General features: G+C 45.1%; 16 protein-coding genes and 1 tRNA gene. 5 read left to right on the forward strand and 12 right to left on the reverse strand.

All coding sequences use genetic code 11. The features are described 5' to 3' along the window. The first annotated feature begins 114 nt into the window (after positions 1 to 114). The 3 genes from OIM59_RS17585 to OIM59_RS17595 all read left to right on the forward strand — a co-directional run bounded on the left by OIM59_RS17585 (position 115) and on the right by OIM59_RS17595 (position 3,856). Complete coding sequence (locus tag OIM59_RS17585; protein ID WP_303897932.1) at positions 115 to 1,152, forward strand: family 43 glycosylhydrolase; 1,038 nt, start codon at positions 115 to 117, stop codon at positions 1,150 to 1,152. Between the two features lie 157 nt (positions 1,153 to 1,309). Further along, positions 1,310 to 2,320, forward strand: coding sequence for a glycoside hydrolase family 43 protein (locus OIM59_RS17590; protein WP_303898299.1), 1,011 nt, complete (start codon positions 1,310 to 1,312; stop codon positions 2,318 to 2,320). A gap of 3 nt (positions 2,321 to 2,323) precedes the next feature. Further along, a complete protein-coding gene (locus OIM59_RS17595; protein ID WP_303897934.1) occupies positions 2,324 to 3,856 on the forward strand; it encodes an arylsulfatase in 1,533 nt (510 codons plus the stop codon). A gap of 75 nt (positions 3,857 to 3,931) precedes the next feature. Here OIM59_RS17595 and OIM59_RS17600 read toward each other — a convergent pair whose 3' ends face one another. From OIM59_RS17600 to sppA, 10 genes are all read right to left on the reverse strand, one after another. Further along, entirely contained in the window at positions 3,932 to 4,285 is a 354-nt protein-coding gene (locus OIM59_RS17600; protein WP_369695925.1) for a winged helix-turn-helix transcriptional regulator, read from the reverse strand. Between the two features lie 7 nt (positions 4,286 to 4,292). Continuing rightward, positions 4,293 to 4,910, reverse strand: a complete 618-nt coding sequence (locus OIM59_RS17605) for a flavodoxin family protein (protein WP_303897936.1) — start codon at positions 4,908 to 4,910, stop codon at positions 4,293 to 4,295. Between the two features lie 373 nt (positions 4,911 to 5,283). Continuing rightward, entirely contained in the window at positions 5,284 to 5,676 is a 393-nt protein-coding gene (locus OIM59_RS17610) for a hypothetical protein (protein WP_021929898.1), read from the reverse strand. Positions 5,677 to 5,715: 39 nt separating this feature from the next. Continuing rightward, on the reverse strand, positions 5,716 to 6,270 hold the full coding sequence (locus OIM59_RS17615; RefSeq protein ID WP_009037016.1) for a sigma-70 family RNA polymerase sigma factor: 555 nt from the start codon (positions 6,268 to 6,270) through the stop codon (positions 5,716 to 5,718). Positions 6,271 to 6,570: 300 nt separating this feature from the next. Next, positions 6,571 to 7,806 (reverse strand): site-specific integrase, encoded by a 1,236-nt coding sequence (locus OIM59_RS17620; protein ID WP_303897939.1) that lies wholly within the window; start codon positions 7,804 to 7,806, stop codon positions 6,571 to 6,573. 445 nt (positions 7,807 to 8,251) lie between these two features. Then, positions 8,252 to 8,324: transfer RNA gene (locus tag OIM59_RS17625), tRNA-Phe, on the reverse strand. A gap of 201 nt (positions 8,325 to 8,525) precedes the next feature. Beyond that, on the reverse strand, positions 8,526 to 9,563 hold the full coding sequence (gene thiL / locus OIM59_RS17630; RefSeq protein WP_303897941.1) for a thiamine-phosphate kinase: 1,038 nt from the start codon (positions 9,561 to 9,563) through the stop codon (positions 8,526 to 8,528). 7 nt (positions 9,564 to 9,570) lie between these two features. Next, complete coding sequence (locus OIM59_RS17635) at positions 9,571 to 10,380, reverse strand: purine-nucleoside phosphorylase (protein ID WP_299170801.1); 810 nt, start codon at positions 10,378 to 10,380, stop codon at positions 9,571 to 9,573. Further along, positions 10,274 to 11,437 (reverse strand): tetraacyldisaccharide 4'-kinase, encoded by a 1,164-nt coding sequence (gene lpxK / locus OIM59_RS17640; protein ID WP_303897943.1) that lies wholly within the window; start codon positions 11,435 to 11,437, stop codon positions 10,274 to 10,276. Before lpxK ends, OIM59_RS17635 begins: the two co-directional genes overlap by 107 nt. A 14-nt stretch (positions 11,438 to 11,451) precedes the next feature. Then, the gene (sppA, locus tag OIM59_RS17645; protein WP_299170804.1) at positions 11,452 to 13,212 is read right to left on the reverse strand and encodes a signal peptide peptidase SppA; all 1,761 of its coding nucleotides are present in this window, start codon (positions 13,210 to 13,212) and stop codon (positions 11,452 to 11,454) included. A gap of 512 nt (positions 13,213 to 13,724) precedes the next feature. Between sppA and OIM59_RS17650 the strand changes: the two genes are divergently transcribed. Then, a complete protein-coding gene (locus tag OIM59_RS17650; protein WP_303897946.1) occupies positions 13,725 to 15,572 on the forward strand; it encodes a 2-oxoacid:acceptor oxidoreductase subunit alpha in 1,848 nt (615 codons plus the stop codon). 33 nt (positions 15,573 to 15,605) lie between these two features. Then, entirely contained in the window at positions 15,606 to 16,616 is a 1,011-nt protein-coding gene (locus OIM59_RS17655) for a 2-oxoacid:ferredoxin oxidoreductase subunit beta (protein ID WP_288354703.1), read from the forward strand. A gap of 127 nt (positions 16,617 to 16,743) precedes the next feature. On the opposite strand, the gene OIM59_RS17660 is transcribed toward OIM59_RS17655, so the two are convergent. Both OIM59_RS17660 and upp read right to left on the reverse strand, forming a co-directional pair. Further along, a complete protein-coding gene (locus tag OIM59_RS17660) occupies positions 16,744 to 17,544 on the reverse strand; it encodes a hypothetical protein (RefSeq protein WP_303897948.1) in 801 nt (266 codons plus the stop codon). A 75-nt stretch (positions 17,545 to 17,619) separates the two neighbouring features. Further along, positions 17,620 to 18,273: a uracil phosphoribosyltransferase gene (gene upp, locus OIM59_RS17665; RefSeq protein WP_072543846.1), complete on the reverse strand. Its 654-nt coding sequence runs from the start codon at positions 18,271 to 18,273 to the stop codon at positions 17,620 to 17,622. Between the last annotated feature and the right edge of the window lie 275 nt (positions 18,274 to 18,548).

The raw sequence follows: 18,548 nt of genomic DNA on the forward strand, positions 1-18,548 counted from the left end.
AAATTTATGGATTGTGTTGATATGTATAAAAACTATATATCTGTGTACAAATTCTATATATATAATATGTGTGAACAACTATATTTGTACTATAAGCTTTTAAAAAACTATAACATGAAAACATTTATCAGAAAAACGACCTTTATTGTCGGTATATTACTAACATTTACCGGTATAGGAGTATTTGCTCAAAAATACCCAAAACATGAAGAATTGTCAAGAACCAAAGCTAATCATATACTTTCTGATGTTTGGATGCGAGATCCATATATCTTTATAGGTCCGGACCAAAATTATTACCTCACCTATACTAATGGCAAAATGGAAATGCCAGTATGGAAAAGTACAAATCTCAAGGACTGGCAGAAAATCGGAGAAAAGTATACCATGAAGAATCTGTCATACTATAATCAGTTGTTGGAACAACAGAAAGAACTTTTGAAAGAAAGAAAAGAAGCAAAATTATGGGCACCTGAAATCTATTACATCAACAATACATGGGTAGCAGTTCATACTTCAAACCTTAAACAGTCTACTATCATTACATCGGAAACTCCAGAATTTTCTACTATTATGGAGCCTATGAAAACTGAATTCGGACAGAACCATGACCCTTCAATCTTCCAGGACAACGACGGTAAAATATGGTTAATAGATAAATGTGCTGAAATTCAGCAATTGAAGAACGATTTATCGGGTTTTATAGGTAAACCTGTCAAATTAAATCCTGCCAATAGAAAAATGGGACACGAAGGATGTCAGATTATAAAATTTGGAAACAAATATGTATGGTTTGGCACTGCATGGTCCAAAGATGAACTAAGAAAAGGTACGTACAATCTGTATTATGCTACAGCTGACAAGATAGAAGGTCCATATAGTGACAGAAAATTTGCAGGAAGATGTTTGGGACATGGAACTGTTTTTAAAGACAAAGAAGGGCAATGGTGGTGTACAGCTTTCTTGAACGGCGATTACAGATCTCCTTCTGAAGTGAATAAAGGAGTTGATCCTAGTGTTGCAACATCAATGAACAAACAGGGATTGACATTAGTACCTTTAAGTATGAAAATAATTGACGGTGATGTTTCAGTAAAAGCGTTAGATCCGGAATATACAAATCCAGGAAATGAAGAGAATCAAAAATTCTAGTAATAAAGTTCTAATTGTTAAAAATTATATAACTAATAGTTATGAAGAGAATAATTTGTTTTTTAGCTGTTATTTTAAATGTATTTTTTGTAAATATATTTGCGCAGAATAAATTTAGTTACTGTAATCCTATTCAAATGGTATTGATGTAAATGGAATTAGAGATTGTCAAGTCTTAAAAGATGGGGAAAAATGGTATATGACTGCTACGACTAGAGTTAGTAATAATCTTAAAGATTTGAAAGGTGCTATTGTACCAGGTGTTCCACTTTATGAATCAGACGATTTATTGAATTGGAAATTCGTAAAGACTATAGTGGAAACTCCTGATTCAACTTCTTGGTATTATAGACGTTTTTGGGCCCCGGAAATACATAAAATAAAAGGTCTATATTATGTGACGTTCAATTGTTCCAACCCTGATTATGGTTATGTTGGTCAATGGATGGGATATGCTGTAGCTGATAATATCTATGGTCCTTATACCGTAGTAACTAAAAATAAACCTCTTGCAAATGGGAATGATTTGACATTGTTTGAGGATACAGATGGTAAGGTATGGGCGTTTTGGAATAGAGGACGTGAGTTTGGTATAGGATTTGCTCAAATAGATCTTGAAAATGGAAAGTTCCTTACAGAGCCTAAAACAGCAATAACTCCCGGAAAAGTAAAATTTGAGTACGATAAAAACAAAAAGCTTGTAAATGAACCCGGATACGATGGCCGCCCTATTCCAAAAGTGAAAAAATACTACGATTGGGACTCTATAGGAATTGAAGGTGCTTATGTTATAAAAAGAAATGATATATATTATCTCTTTTATTCAAGTTGGACAAGAGGATATGAGATAGGATATGCAACTTCTAAATCTATTGAAGGTCCTTGGATAAAAGCAAAAGATAATCCTATATATGGTGCTATGACAGAGAGTGTATGTAAAAAAAATGGTTTTAATTGGGAAGGTGATAAAAATTCTCCTTTTATTCATGTTGGCCATAATGAAGTTTTTATAGGTCCAGATGGCAGGTATTGGTTATCTTGTCATGGTATTGTAAAAGATAAACCTAATCAGCCAATGTTGGTTATTGATCCTATTGATTTTTATGAGGATAATAGGATTATAAAAAGGAATCCATCTTATACAAAACAAAATATAAATCTTAAGTAGATTATGAAGAAATCTTTTTATTATGGTTTAACTTTGATAGCTTTATCATCTTGTAATAATGGTAGAGAATTATGTGATCAACCAAATGTCATTATAATTTTAGCAGATGATTTAGGTTTTGGTGATGTAAGTGCTTATGGATCAAAAACTATTATTACTCCTAATATAGACCGTTTGGCAAATGAGGGAGTCTGTTTTACCAATGCTTATGCCACATCTGCTACTTCTACTCCTAGCAGATATGCCTTGATGACTGGAATGTATCCATGGAAAAACAAGGATGCTAAAATTTTATCAGGTGATGCTCCTTTGATAATCAGCGAAAGCCAGTTTACTTTACCCAAGATGATGAAATCTGCAGGATACGCTACTGGTGCAATCGGTAAATGGCATTTGGGAATGGGAAATGGTGATGTGAATTGGAATAAAACAGTGAAACCTGGGGCAAATGAAATAGGTTTTCAGTATTCTTGTCTGATAGCCGCTACAAATGATAGGGTGCCTACTGTATATGTCGAGAACGGAAACGTTGTTGGTCTTGATCCGTCAGATCCTATATATGTTGATTATGAAAAGAATTTTGAAGGTGAACCTACTGCAATTTCCAATCCTGAAATGTTGAAAATGCATTGGGCACACGGACATAACAATTCAATAGTTAATGGCATTCCTCGTATTGGATATATGAAAGGTGGAAAATCCGCGTTATGGAAAGACGAGGATATGGCAGATTATTTTGTTGGAAAAGTTAAAACATATATTACCGAACATAAGAATGAACCTTTTTTTCTATATTATGGATTGCATGAGCCGCATGTGCCTCGTGCTCCACATCCAAGATTTATCGGAAAGACCACAATGGGACCGAGAGGAGATGCAATAGTAGAGGCTGACTGGTGCGTTGGTGAATTATTTTCACATCTTGAAAAAGAAGGAATATTAGATAATACAATCATAATATTTTCCAGCGACAACGGTCCGGTTCTTAATGATGGATATAAGGATGGAGCGCCTGAGTTGGTAGGTGATCATAAACCAGCTGGAGGTTTGCGAGGTGGAAAATACAGTCTTTTCGATGGTGGAACACACGTACCGTTTTTTGTTTATTGGAAAGGACATATAAAACCGTTGAGATCTGATGCATTGATTTGTCACATGGATATAATGGCATCGTTGGCTGAAATGTTGCATATCAATTTGTCGGATGATCTTGACAGTGAGAACCACATTGATGCTTTGCTAGGCAAATCTGATGTGGCTAGAAAAGATCTTGTTGTTGAAGCTCAAGGACGTTTGGCATATAGAAATGGTGATTGGGTTATGCTACCACCATATAAAGGTGAGGAAAGAAACCTTACAGGAAACGAGTTGGGTAATCTTGGAAAATATGGTTTGTATAATTTATCTTTGGATTTTAGTCAGATTAACAATGTGGCTTCAGTTAATCCTGAAATAATGGCAATCATGCAGTCTAATTTTTTTGAAATTGTAGATGGATATTATAATGAGTATGTAGAAGAAGAACCTTTAAAATAGGTTTGGGGAATCAAGAGTGAGAGAAAGAAGGGATTCTTCAATATACTTACCGAGTGTCTTTAATTCACTTAAAGGCTACAATCTCGTATCACTTATGTTTTTCCCCCATTTTGCCATATCTAGAATAAAGGGCAGCGAGGATTTGCCCAGTTCGGTAAGGCTATATTCCACTCGTGGAGGTACAACAGGATAGACCTTGCGTTCTATTATCCCAACCCGCTCAAGCTCTCTGGCAGTCTGTGTAAACATCTTGTTTGATATCCCATTGAGCTTCCTCATTAGTTCAGACGAACGCATAGAACCTTTCCGTAAATGATAAATCATTATAGGTTTCCATTTGCCGCCAATTATATCCATTGTCAGTTCCAGAGAACACATATACTCCTTACCTTGAAATGTGAATACTACACAAGAAGTCTTTTCCTCCATAAAACTGTTACTTCCTTATATAGTTATAAATTTCCCATTTTTCACGTGGATGAAGTTCATTAGTACGTCCCTTTACACATTTTATCAGCCATGCTACATTGTCGGCAAGTGTTCTCATAGTCTGAAGTCCTTCTTTATCTTCAGATGTTTCACCATTCTTCCACCCATAGGCAATATTCCAGTACTGAGAAGTAGCATGAATCATGTTGCGCATATCGGCATACATGTTCAAGCGTTGGAATGCTGCAGAAGCTCCTGCTCGACGACATATAATAACTGAAGACCATACTTTATTTTCCAAATCACCTGCACATGAATAGAATATACGGTCTAGCAAAGCGCAAAGACTTCCTGTGGGACCTCCAAAATATGTAGGCGAACCTACTATCAGAGCATCAGATTCTTTCAATCTGTTCAGTACATCAAGATATAATTCATCTCCCCTTGTACAAAAACCCTTTTTCACACATGCATTACAAGCAATACATCCCTGAACAGGCTTGTTGCCAATCCAATATATTTCTGATTCAACACCATTTTGGGCCAATCTGTCGGCTACTTCTTTTAAGGCAATATAAGTATTGCCATGTTGTCTCGGACTACCGTTAATCAATAAAGCTTTCATATATTTCAAATTATAATTTTGATTGTGCAAAGATAGTTTATAGCTCAACAGTAGTCAAGTACTAACTAATTTGTAATATAGTTACTTTAAGGTGTATTTTGTTGAATATGAATTCTTTCTTTTTGGGGGGAAATCTGCTTTTTTAGCTTTGTTTCTACATATTGAACTTATTATACTTAGAAAATCGTCAGTTTATCTATAACATAAAGTCCCCACCAATAAACTTAGATACTCATACAAACTTCAACAATACACCTCATTGTATATTTTAGGAAATTATCTATATATAAAATGCCCTACATTTATTAGCGTTTAATAACATCTTATTATTCTTAATAAGTAAATTGATTAAGATGTAAAATGTATGTCAAGCCTATTTGAAAATCGGATTGGAAAGCAGAATCTTGTAATATACTGTACCTCCCACCTCTATGGGAGCCTTGGCAATCATAAACTGTACGGTCTTCCTTTCCACTTTTGCCTGAAGCATGATTCTTCTGACGATGAATCCGGCAGAGAATCTGGCACACCTTTTATCTTTCCATACAGTGAACCCGTCCTTGTCTGTCGTATGGCAGATATACCATTCTCCCGTATCCTCATCGTGTGCGAAATTAACCCGTCCTCCACCGAGAATCCCCAGTTCTATAGACATTGTCTTTGACAGGTAAACCGTTCCCTTGCTGTCCATGTTGATTGTCCGCTTCCCCTGATAAACCACCTGCTGCGGACGTGAGTTCTCCTTGTTATATACTATCAGTGCCATAAGTTCCTTTTTTTGATGGTGATACAATAAACTAACTGATTAGGATATGAATCCTTCTACTGCCAGCATCTGGCTTCTCCATGAGAATCCCCGGTTTGACCGTACTGTATCCATGATTGTGTTTACTTTTCCTGAAATGGCACTTGCCGATATACCCATACATTCACCCAACGCCTTGAATGAAAAGTCTGATTCATAAAAACGCAACGTAAACATCCTGTATTCCTGATAGGAGAACTTTCTTCTGATAAAGTTAAGAATGTCCTTCACCAGTTTTTCACAGCTGTTCAGGTCATCCGGAGAAAGGAAATCCGCATCTTCCCCACATCGAAGAAAGAAATATTCATCCGGATGGGCATATTTGCTTTCCAGCCTGAACTTGGCCATGAACGCTTTCCTGTAACATCCGATAAAGTATGCTTCATAATCCGTTATTTCCCTTTCCGGATTTAGCACCTGCTTTCTTACAAACAGATAAGTGTCATGAAAATTGTCCTCATCCAGTGCCCCGTATCTGCCAACGAGATTTCTTAACCTGTCATAAGACACCGTAAACCAGTCATTGAACCTTTTTTCCACATTGTTCGCTTCCATAATCTTCCATTTATTGAGTTATACATGGCCTGCCCGTGGGTAGGCATTCTTATTTCTTGTGCGTCCCCCAGTTCGTTTTCCGATGATTGCTGCAAGGCTTGCCGTGAAAAAATACGCTCTTGCGTCAGCAAGAGGAAGATTTTTTCACAGGCAACCAAGCCCCTTCAGGGGCCGCCTTGCGCGATCATTCGGAAAAACAACTATCTTTGCTGCAAGAAATGAGGATGGCTTCATCTTGAAAGCGCCTGGTCTCTGTATATTATTACAGACGGTTATGCGAGGTATAAGATAGGTTTATCTCTATAACCCCATCTTGCTCCTCACTATATTCATGTTGTCCTTCAGGTTCCTGTCCATGACTCTTGCATAATGTTGTGTCATTCTTGTGGATGCATGTCCGAGCATGGCAGACACCTCCTGTAATGGAACATTGTTGGCCAATGTGACGGTCGTAGCAAACGTATGTCTAGCTGCATGTGTGGTCAGATTTTTTTTGATGCCGCAGAAGTCCGCAATCTCCTTCAGGTAGCTGTTTGCCTTCTGATTGCAGACAACAGGAAGGCATGTCCCTTGTTTAAGACATATCGGATGTGATTCGTATTTCTTCAGTATTGCCAATGGAACAGGAAGAAGCGGAACATTGGCTATGGAACTTGACTTTCTTCTTCTCTCCAGCTTTACACGTCCTTTTCTTATCCACCAGTCACCGTTATTGTCCTGCTCCAGATGTTCCGGTCTTAATGTGGATACATCAGCGAACGCCAGACCGGTGAAGCACGCAAACAAAAAGATGTCCTTGACAAGCTCCAGCCTCGGAATATCGAAATCCCTGTTCATTATAGCCTGAAGCTCGTTGTTTGTCAGGAATACCGGATCAGTCTCGTCCTGTTCCATCTTATATCCGTAAAACGGGTTTTTCCGCATCCATTCTTTGGCTATTGCCATATTGGTGATTTTCTTCAGGCATTTCATGTAGCGGACTATTGTGTTGCGGCACAGTCCGGCTTCTGTTTTCAGGAAAACATCAAAAGCCTTGATGAAATCAGGGGAAAATTCATGGAATGTAATATCCTCCTTCTCATAAAAACGCGGCACAAACATTTCAAGTTTTCTGAGCACATTCTTATAACGGTTGATGGTGACGGGAGAATAATCTATGTCAACAACCTTTTCCATAGAGGAAATTTCTTCTTTAACTGTTCCAAGCAACGTCCGGACAGTCTCATCCTTTCCGAACACACGCTTTAATATCACCTTTGGAGTTATCAGTGCTGATTCAAAGGTCAGTTCCTTGTGTTTTTCGTATGCGCGTGTAGTGAGGGCGGAAATATAGTTGTTCAATTCGATGGAAGCCCTGTCTTTTCCTTTGCTGCATCCCTTGGCCGGATTCCAGTTCTTTAATGGAACGCTTCTCTGTATTCTTATTTCTTCATATTGCCCGTTGATGGTAATCCTCATTAGGATTGGAGCCTCGCCATTTTTCAGCAGTTTTGTTTTCAGAACGAAAAATAGAATGTTCATTGTTCCTTGTTTCATGATCATTTTCTTTTTGAAGTTGCACATTCGGTTATTTCGTCAATCCTGAATGGAACGGATGGCTGGAGAGAAATGTTAAATTCGGTGGCTTTTATTATTGCCGGCTCTAAAAAACCACCGTTTTTTGTTTCTCTTACTATTATCCGCCTGTAGGTACAATCATTATCATCGGATAAGAAAGCCTTTAGCAGACGTTGTATTTCATCCGTCATTCAGTAGGGTATGCAAATGTAGAATTTCATCCCTGAAAATGATTCACGCAAATCGTTGAGAATAAGTGAAGTATGGTACATATCGGTGGTTTTTTCATGGGACTCAAAAAAAGCCACCGAATCAGCAATTTTTTATTGCACCAAATTGCATATTTTTGCGGACAGTACATAAAGAAAAAACCGCTGAAATAACTGTATTTCAGCGGTTTTCATGATTTTTCGTTTTGTAAAAGTGGTGCCACCAGGAATCGAACCGGGGACACAAGGATTTTCAGTCCTTTGCTCTACCAACTGAGCTATGGCACCATTGTTTCTTGTTTGCGGTTGCAAAGGTACGCAAACTTTTGGAACCTGCAAACTTTTCAGTAGAAAAAATGCAATTTTTGTGTAAAAAGAGGCTTTCTGTATACAAAATACACGGATGATGCACAAAAAAACTTCCTTTTCGCCCCGAAGAAAAGTCGGATAGCGAAAAGGAAGATCTTATTTCCCGGTTATAAGAGAATTTTATCCTTTCAATGGATTCCAGCCTTGCGCTTTCAGTTCCAGCTCGTTGCCGTCGCGGGTGACCAGTGCACAGCCCAGTTCAGGTTTGGTGATGTGACCGATGATTTTGACATCCTTCATCTGGGCCACCGTTTCGTGTGCCGTTAATGGTACGGTGAAGAGCAGTTCGTAGTCCTCACCGCCATTCAGGGCACAGGTGCTCAGGTTCATGTTGAACTCTTCGGCCATGACAGCTGTCTGGTAGTCGATGGGGATACGCTCCTCATAGACCCGGCAACCTGCGTGACTCTGTGAGCAGATGTGCATCAGTTCGGACGACAGACCGTCGGAGATGTCCATCATAGCCGTGGGCTGTACTCCGGCTTTGGCCAGGCTTTCTACGATGTCCTTGCGGGCTTCCGGTTTCAGGAAGCGTTCCAGCAGGTATTCCTTTCCGGCAAAGTCGGGTTGTACGTCCTTTTCGCCCTGGAACACGGCCTTTTCGCGTTCCATCAGTTGCAGGCCCATGTAGGCGGCTCCAAGGTCACCCGATACACAGATGAGGTCGGTTTCCTTGGCGCCGTTGCGATAGACCACCTTGTCCTTGTCGGCTTCCCCGATACAGGTGATGGAGATGGCCAGACCTGTGACAGAAGAGGTGGTGTCGCCACCCACGAGGTCCACGTGATGCTGTTCGCAGGCCAGGCGCAGTCCGTCGTAGAAGTCTTCCAGGTCTTCGATGCAGAAACGTTTGGAGACAGCCAGTGAGACGGTAATCTGTTTCGGTGTACCGTTCATGGCGTAGATATCGGAAAAGTTCACCATGGCCGATTTATATCCCAGGTGCTTCAGCGGGGTATAGACCAGGTCGAAGTGTACGCCTTCCATCAGCAGGTCGGTGGTGACCAGTACCTGCTTGCCGGGAAACTCCAATACGGCGGCATCGTCGCCCACTCCGTATTTCGTTTCCGGATTTTGCAGTTTGATGTCTTGGGTGAGGTGCTTGATGAGGCCAAATTCACCCAAGGTGGAGATTTCAGTTCTGTTTCCTTCGTGCATAGTATTTTTACGCTCTGTTGATAAGTTCTCTCATAATGGTGGTCATGCGGGGCTGTGCTTCGTCGGCTGCCTTCTGCACTTCTTCGTGGGATACTTCCACAATCTTGCCTTCCACGCCCAAGTCGGTGATGACCGATACGCCGAACACCTTGATGCCGCAATGGTTGGCTACGATGACTTCCGGTACGGTAGACATACCTACGGCGTCTGCGCCCAGGATACGGAACATCTTGTATTCCGACGGGGTTTCAAACGTAGGTCCTTGCGTACCGATGTACACGCCTTGTTGTACTTTGATGCCCTTTTCCTCTGCAATTTTCAGGGCTTTGGCAATCAGTTCCTTGGAATATGCCTCGCTCATGTCCGGGAAACGGGGGCCGTAGTCGATGTTCTTGCCGCGGAGCGGGTGTTCCGGGAAGAAGTTGATGTGGTCGGTGATAATCATCAGGTCACCGATTTCGAAATCCGGGTTCGTGCCTCCTGCAGCGTTCGATACGAACAAGGTCTTGATGCCCAGTTCACGCATCACACGCACGGGGAAAGTCACTTCCTTCATGGAATAGCCTTCGTAAAAATGAAAGCGTCCTTGCATGGCCATGATATCTTTGTTGCCCAATTTCCCGAAAATCAGCTTGCCGCTGTGTCCTTCGACGGTGGAAACCGGGAAGTTCGGAATCTCCGAATAGTTGATTTCATACTTGTCGGTGATTTCATGCACCAGACTGCCCAGGCCCGTGCCCAGGATGATGGCTGTTTCGGGATGAGTGTGCATCTTCGCCTTTAGAAAGGCGGCGGTTTCTTGAATTTTTTCTAACATACTCAATGATTTTGGGGTTAAATACTAGTTCTCCTTTGTGCAGGAACTCCACTTCTATGGGGAGCACATAAATATAGGGTTTCAGTTCGTCGGCTAGCTGCGGGTGGCCGATGAGCCGCGAAGCATCCTTTTCGGTGGTCAGGATGAGGCGGCGGGCTTCGGGCAGCCGATGGAACCGTTGTACAATCTGTCGCATGTCGGCAACGTCAAAGTTGTGGTGGTCGCCGAAGAGCAGGGGAGTGACGCGGGCGGCGTGGCGGCCGACTTCCTCCAGCAGAGGGGCCGGTGAGGCGATGCCGGTGACCAGCAGCACTTCTTTTTCTTTCAAGGTGTCGAGCGGCTGTGCAGGGGTATCAGCAAACAGCGGATACAGTTTCCCGTAGGCCAGGGTCGTGAAGCACACTTCCTGACGGGGAAGGGGGCGGATACGCTGCCGGATACGTGCACAGTCTTCCAGGCTGAGGCCCGGCGGACATTTGGTCACCACGAGCAGGTCGGCCCGTTGTTTGCCGCTGGCAGGTTCCCGCAATCGTCCGGCAGGCAGAAGCTGGTCACATTCCACGGGACGGTGGTAGTCCATCAGCAGGATGCTCAGTCCCGGCTGTACGTAGCGATGCTGGAAGGCATCATCCAGCAGGATGACTTCCGTGTCGGGTGCTCCTTCCGGTGCTGTCAGTCGGCGGATACCTTCGCAGCGGTCTCCGTCCACGGCGATACGGATGTCGGGAAACTTGCGGGCCATCTGATAAGGCTCATCTCCGATATCTTCCATGCGGGAGGCAGGAGAGGCCAGCACGAAGCCTTTCGATTTCCGCTTGTAGCCCCGGCTCAGCACGGCCAGCCGGAACGACTGGTGCAGTAGACGGATGAGGTATTCCGTATGAGGCGTTTTCCCGGTGCCGCCTACGGTCAGGTTACCGATGCAGATGACGGGCAGCGGAAAGCGTTCCTGCCGGAGCAGTCCCCGGTCGAACAAAAGGTTCCGCACCCTCACCCCGATGCCGTAGAGGACACTGAAGGGCCATAGTCCCCAATATATCTTGCATTTTCCATCCATGCACGTGCCTCCGCTTATTGGATGTGGAGGTCAAACGGCAGGCGGGCCTGCAGACGGTCAGATTCTCCGATGTGGCGTATCCAGTCGAAACTGCGGTAGTAATCGCCGAAGGTCTCCTGCAGCTGGCTGTGGATATAGCGGTCGGTACGGGTGTTCAGCAGTTCCGTCAGGAAGTCCTGTTTGCCGGGATAACTTTTCAGTGTATAGTCTTTTACTTTCCCCAGTTGGGCAGCCAGTTGGATGGCGGTATCCAGTCCGCCCAGTTCGTCCACCAGTTTCAGGTCTTTGGCCATGCTGCCCGTCCATACGCGTCCTTCCGCAATCTTGCAGAGCTCTTCCAGCGGAATGTTCCGTCCTTCGGCACAGCGTTTTGTGAACAGGGCATATCCCTGGTTTACCATCTGCTGCATCAGGGCCGATTCTTCCGCATTGAACGGGCGGCTCATGCTGCCCATGTCGGCCATCTTATGGGTTTTGACCCCGTCGAAATGGAGTCCCAGTTTGTCGTTCAGTAGTTCTGACGCGTCGGGCACCATACCGAAGATGCCGATGGAGCCGGTCAGGGTGGTCGGTTCGGCCACAATCTTGCTGGCGGCACATGAGATGTAGTAGCCGCCGGAAGCCGCATAGTCACCCATGGATACTACCACCGGTTTTTCGGCTTTCAGCAAAGTGACTTCCCGCCAGATTTGTTCCGACCCGTAGGCACTTCCGCCCGGAGAGTTCACGCGGAGCACTACGGCTTTTACATTCTTGTCCTTGCGCAAGTCGCGCAGGTCTTTGGCCACTTTCTCGGAGTTGATGCCTTCGTCGTACGACGAGCCGTTGTCGATTTCTCCGTAAGCGTAATATACTGCCACTACGTCGCGGGTCTTGCTTTTCGGGACAGCCGGCTTGACGCGGGTCATTTCGTCCAGACTCAAAGTCTGGAGGTCTTCGTCGTCCGACAGGCCAGTGAGCGATTTCAGGTAGCTGAGTACTTCATCCTGGTACATCAGCGTGTCGGCCAGTCCGCAGCGCACATAAGTCTCTGCCGGTTGCAAGTCCATGTTCCGGTCGGCCAGCAGGTTCAGGGAGTCGGCCGACAGGTGTCTGGAGTCGGCCACATCGTTCAGGAGGCTGTTCCAGGTAGACTCCAGGAAAGCCTGCGTCTGTTCGCGGTTGGCTGGACTCATCTCGGTGCTGGTGAGCGGTTCCACAGCCGATTTGTAGGTGCCCACCCGGAAAATCTGCATTTTCACACCGATTTTGGCGAGGAAATCTTTCAAAAACATGGTTTCACTGGCTAGTCCATGCCAGGACAAGCTGCCCACGGGATTGACGATGACCTTGTCGGCTACGCTGGCCAGGTAGTATCCGCCCTGCGTGTAAGAATCGGCGTAGGCTACCAGAAACTTGCCACTTGTTTTGAAGTCGGCCAGTGCCCGGTGAATGGCCTGCAAGGAAGCGGCCGAACAGGCCAGTGCTCCAGTGTGCAGGTAAATTCCCTTAATCTGGTCGTTTTCCTTGGCCTTCTGGATAGAGTTCAGGATATCCTCCAGTCCGTAGGTGGAAATCTGGTCTTCAAAGAACTGGTCGATGGGGCTGGGTTGATACCGTTCCTCTACGGTTCCTTTCAAGTCGAGGGTAAATACGGAATTTGCCGGGACGATGGTCTCGGTATCAGACGAAATCAGCATGCCGGCCAGTACGCTTACTCCCAAGATGATAAAGATGAACCCGCAAATCAGCACACCCGTAATGGTGGCCAGGGTACTTCGAAGAAATTCTTTCATGATAAGTCGTTTTAGGATTGATAAACAAAGTTATTCTTTTTGCCTGAGAAAAACAAAGATGCGGCTGCTTAAATTTCTTTTTGCCGGTTTACCGGCATCTTGTTTTTTTAAAATTTCGAAGCTTTTTAAAGGGAGGAGTTAATTAATATATACTAGGTGGGCGGGAGGGACTTTTTTGGGAAGTCTGATATAAAAAATGTGAAAATTTTTATAACTAATTGTTTTGCAGTGTGTTAGGTTGTGTTAACCTGTGTGCGAACCCTTGCAGAAATTTTTTTTGTCGTAGGATGGGGTCGAAAGGGGGAGAAAACCTCTTTGCGTTTGTTCCAAAACTCTTCGACGTTTTCCTTTAAACGCACTTGCGTTTCGGTTCAAACGCACTTATGTTTGAGGGAAAACGTCCTTGCGTTTTTTGCGGAGTGGACTAAAATAACTTCCGATTTATTTTGTTTTTTTACGGAACTTCCCCAATTTTGCCAAAATTGATTTTGTGAACTTTAAATGAATACGATATGGCAGAAGAAATGATTGTCAAGGAGCTGGACGATGTGGTTGTCCGTTTTTCGGGTGACTCCGGCGACGGAATGCAGTTGGCCGGCAATATGTTTTCGAATATTTCGGCAACCGAAGGAAATGATATCAGTACTTTTCCGGACTATCCGGCAGACATCCGCGCCCCGCAAGGCTCGTTGACAGGAGTATCTGGCTTCCAGGTACACATCGGCTCCGGAAAGGTATATACTCCCGGTGACAAGTGCGATGTACTGGTGGCCATGAATCCGGCCGCCTTGAAAACACAATATAAGTTTTGCAAGCCGCAGGCAGTAATTATCATCGATTCCGACTCGTTTACCAAACGTGATTTGGAAAAAGCGAAATTCTCGCTCGAAAATCCGTTCTCCGAACTGGGCATCAAGAACGAGGTGGTATCGGCTTCTATCACGACTATGTGCAAGGAAAGCCTGAAAGACAGCGGTCTGGACAACAAGTCCATCCTGCGCACCAAGAACATGTTTGCTCTGGGACTGGTGTGCTGGCTGTTCCATCGCGACATCGCAGTGGGCGAGAAAATCCTGCGCGAGAAATTTGCCAAGAAACCTGAAATCGCCGAAGCCAACGTGAAGGTGCTGTACGATGGCTATCACTTTGGTGAAAACACCCATGCATCGGTCTCTATCAGCTACACGGTGCCGAGCAAGGCACAGAAACAGCCGGGACGCTACATGGACATCAACGGCAACAAGGCCACGGCCTATGGATTGATGGCGGCGGCTGAAAAGGCGGGCTTGCAGCTCTATCTGGGTTCTTATCCGATTACTCCGGCTACAGACATCCTGCATGAGCTGGCCAAGCACAAATCGCTGGGCGTGAAGACCGTGCAGTGTGAGGATGAGATTGCCGGCTGTGCTTCTGCCGTAGGCGCTTCGTTTGCCGGAGCTTTGGCCGTGACCACGACTTCCGGACCGGGTATCTGCCTGAAGAGTGAGGCCATGAACCTGGCGGTGATTACGGAACTGCCGCTGGTGATTGTGGACGTGCAGCGCGGCGGACCTTCCACCGGACTGCCGACAAAATCGGAACAGACCGACTTGCTGCAGGTTTTGTTCGGGCGTAACGGTGAAAGTCCGATGCCGGTCATCGCGGCTTCTTCGCCGACCGACTGCTTTGACGCGGCTTATTGGGCTTGCAAGATTGCTTTGGAGCACATGACGCCGGTGGTACTGCTGACGGATGCCTACATTGCCAACGGCTCGGCGGCATGGCGTCTGCCCGACCTGAAAGAGTATCCTTCCATCTGTCCGCCTTACGTGAAACCGGAGATGGCGGATTCCTGGACACCGTTCTTGCGTGACCCGCAGACGAGGGTACGTTACTGGGCGACTCCGGGCATGCCGGGCTTCATGCACCGCATTGGCGGACTGGAGAAGAGCAATGAAACCGGAGCCATCTCAACCGAACCGGAGAACCATTTCCTGATGACTAAGTTGCGTGCCGAGAAGGTGGAAAAGATTGCCGATTCGCTTCCTCCTCTCACCGTTGAAGGTGATCCCGATGCGGATTTACTGATTGTGGGATTTGGAGGAACTTACGGACACTTGCATTCCGCCATGGACCAGTTGAATGCCATGGGCAAGAAAACGGCGCTGGCACATTTCCGCGTGATTAATCCCTTGCCGAAAAACACGGCGGAAGTGCTGCGGAAGTACAAGAATATTGTGGTGGCCGAGCAAAACATGGGACAGCTGGCAGGCTATCTCCGCATGAAAGTGGAGGGTATCCATCTGCATCAGTTCAACCAGGTGAAAGGCCAGCCGTTCGTCGTGAAGGAACTGGTAGAGGCGTTCAGCCAACTTTTTTAATGATTCATCAATAAATGTTCTGGAGGAATAACCATGAGTGAAACAAAATATACGGCAGCAGATTATAAGTTCGGACAGCCGCGCTGGTGTCCGGGTTGCGGCGACCACGCTTTCTTGAATTCTTTTCACAAGGCTCTGGCCGAACTGGGGGTGCCGCCCCATGAAATTGCGGTGATTTCCGGCATCGGATGTTCTTCGCGTTTGCCTTATTACATGAATACGTATGGCATGCACACCATCCACGGACGTGCAGCGGCCATTGCCACCGGAGCCAAGGTGGCCAACCCGAATCTGACCATCTGGCAGATTTCCGGCGACGGCGACGGACTGGCCATCGGCGGTAACCATTTCATCCACGCCATCCGTCGTAATGTGGATATCAACATTGTGTTGTTGAACAACCGTATCTACGGATTGACCAAGGGACAGTATTCGCCGACTTCGGCCCGTGGTTTCGTGAGCAAATCTTCTCCTTACGGGACGGTGGAAGATCCTTTCCGCCCGGCAGAACTGTGCTTCGGAGCCCGCGGACGTTTCTTTGCCCGTTGTGCGGCAGTCGATGGAGGATCTTCCATTGAAGTGTTGAAAGCCGCTGCCCGCCACAAAGGTACGTCGGTGGTGGAAGTGCTGCAGAACTGTGTCATCTTCAACGACGGTACGCACAATGCCGTGGCCAAGAAGGAAGACCGTGAGCGCAACGCCATTTACCTGGAGCACGGCAAGCCGATGTTGTTCGGCCCGAACAAGGAATTCGGTCTGATGCAGGAGGGTTTCGGTCTGAAGGTGGTGAAGCTGGGAGAAAACGGGGTGACGGAAAAAGACATCCTGGTGCACGATGCCCATTGTGAGGACCACACCTTGCAGCTGAAGCTGGCTTTGATGGAAGGCCCGGATTTCCCGATTGCTTTGGGGGTAATCCGCGACGTGGAGGCACCGACCTACGATGCAGCAGTGGAGGCCCAGATAGAGGAGGTTTCAGCTAAGAAAAAATACCACACGTTTGCCGAGTTGCTCGAAACGAACGATACGTGGGAGATTAAATAAACGAAATGAGATAAGATAAAAGGAGCCGATAAGGCACTGCTTCTAGTCTGGAAGTGTAGCATCTCAAAGAGGCCGTTTCAAAGTGGTTTGAGACGGCCTCTTTGAGATTACGTCTCTTTGGGGTGGTTTATTCAGTTGCAATGCTATCTTTTGTGACTTGTATGGAGTCTTTTTGGGTTCTGTATAGTCTTCCTTTTGTATCGTCTTCCAGTAAATTGCTCAACTCGTCTAGCTCTTTTTGGCTGATACCCAGCACTTTCTTGTTCTTTTCGTTTAATTCCTCCACTGCATCCATTATATTGTAGATTACTGGTACAAAAAGATTCAATTTAAGATAAACGGCCATTATATCTGGATTCTTTAAATAGGATTTTGCAACTTTGTATCCATCATATTCAGTGTATTGAGCCATCATGTCGGCTGTATTTTTGAAACTGTATTGTGAGAGTTTTTGCTCTATCTCAGTAATACGCTTTTCACTCATATCTAGAAAACTATAGCAGTTGCTGATTCGACCTATTACTTTCTCGTCATCCAGAAATTGCCAGACTTCAAAACTGCTCGAAAAGATTTCTTCAGATTTTGTATCCTGTGCCCTGGAATTTTCATAAAGCAACAGGTTTATGCATTGTCTTAAGGAATCTTCTGGTAGTTCGTCAAGTTTATCGGGCATGTATGTCTGTAATTTCGCGTAAACGGAATCTTTCATCATCAGTTGTTTACAGCAGTTGGTTATGCTGTTTAAGCGCACGTCAATGTTGTGAAGTGTAATTTTCGCAATTTTACGTGTCATCTCTTTTTGGTTCTCCATTTGCTGCCAATAGGTGATTCCTACGGTCAGCACGATACCTAGGATGGTACCGAAAGTAGAAGCTAAAGCATTCATCCACCATTCCGAAAGATGGAACATTTTCTTGAAATTTGTCATTGTTGTTAGTCTTAAGGATGATAAAGATAGTTGTCGGTAGTCATGGCGTGGCAGGTCTTTGAGGGACCTGCCGGTTTATTCTTTCTCTCCATAGCACAAATCGCCGGCGTCTCCCAGTCCCGGTACGATGTACGAATGGGCGTTGAGTTCCGGGTCAATGGCACCACACCACACTGTAGTCTTTTCTGCAGGGAATACTTTTTTGATATGTTCAATGGCCTGGCGGCTGGCAATGACCGAAGCAATGTGTATGTGTGCCGGTTCCCCTTTGGTGAGCAGTGCCTCGTAGGCCAGTTCCATGGAACTGCCGGTGGCCAGCATCGGGTCGGTGAGAATCAGAATCTTGCCGTCCAGGCGGGGCGAAGCGATGTATTCGATGTGAATGTCGAAATTATCTTCATCGATGTATTTGCGATAGGCCGACACGAATGCGTTTTCGGCATGGTCAAAGTAGTTGAGAAAACCCTGATGCAGCGGGAGTCCGGCACGGAGGATGGTAGCCACCACCGGCTGTTCGGCGGGAATGTTCTCTACCGCTGTGGCCAGCGGAGTTTGTATTGAAACCGGATGATAGGGAAGGGTACGGCTGATTTCATAGGCCATGATTTCGCCCACCCGTTCGATGTTCCGACGGAAGCGGAGCGAATCGCCCTGTACATGTACGTTACGGATTTCAGACAGGAACTGGTTGAAGAGGGTGTTGGTTTGGTTAAAGTTGATTATTTTCATAAACATTTTCAGGTGCTTAGGGGTTATATAATTAAATTTTCGGGCTGCAAAGAAACAAAATAAAATTGATTTGTAATGTAGATTTGGCAAATTTGTTATACAAGTATAAATCTTTAAATGATTACGGATTTTTTTCAGTAATAAATTCTTTGAATAAAAAATAACTACTACTTTTGTAGCGCCTAAAACAAAGAGATGTTGAAGAGCAGAAATGGAGAGAAATTAGGCTTATGCTAAGGTAGAGAAAAGAATAAACATTTGATATAATAACCAAA

Source organism: Bacteroides mediterraneensis, from assembly GCF_025993685.1.
Taxonomy (GTDB): domain Bacteria; phylum Bacteroidota; class Bacteroidia; order Bacteroidales; family Bacteroidaceae; genus Phocaeicola; species Phocaeicola mediterraneensis_A.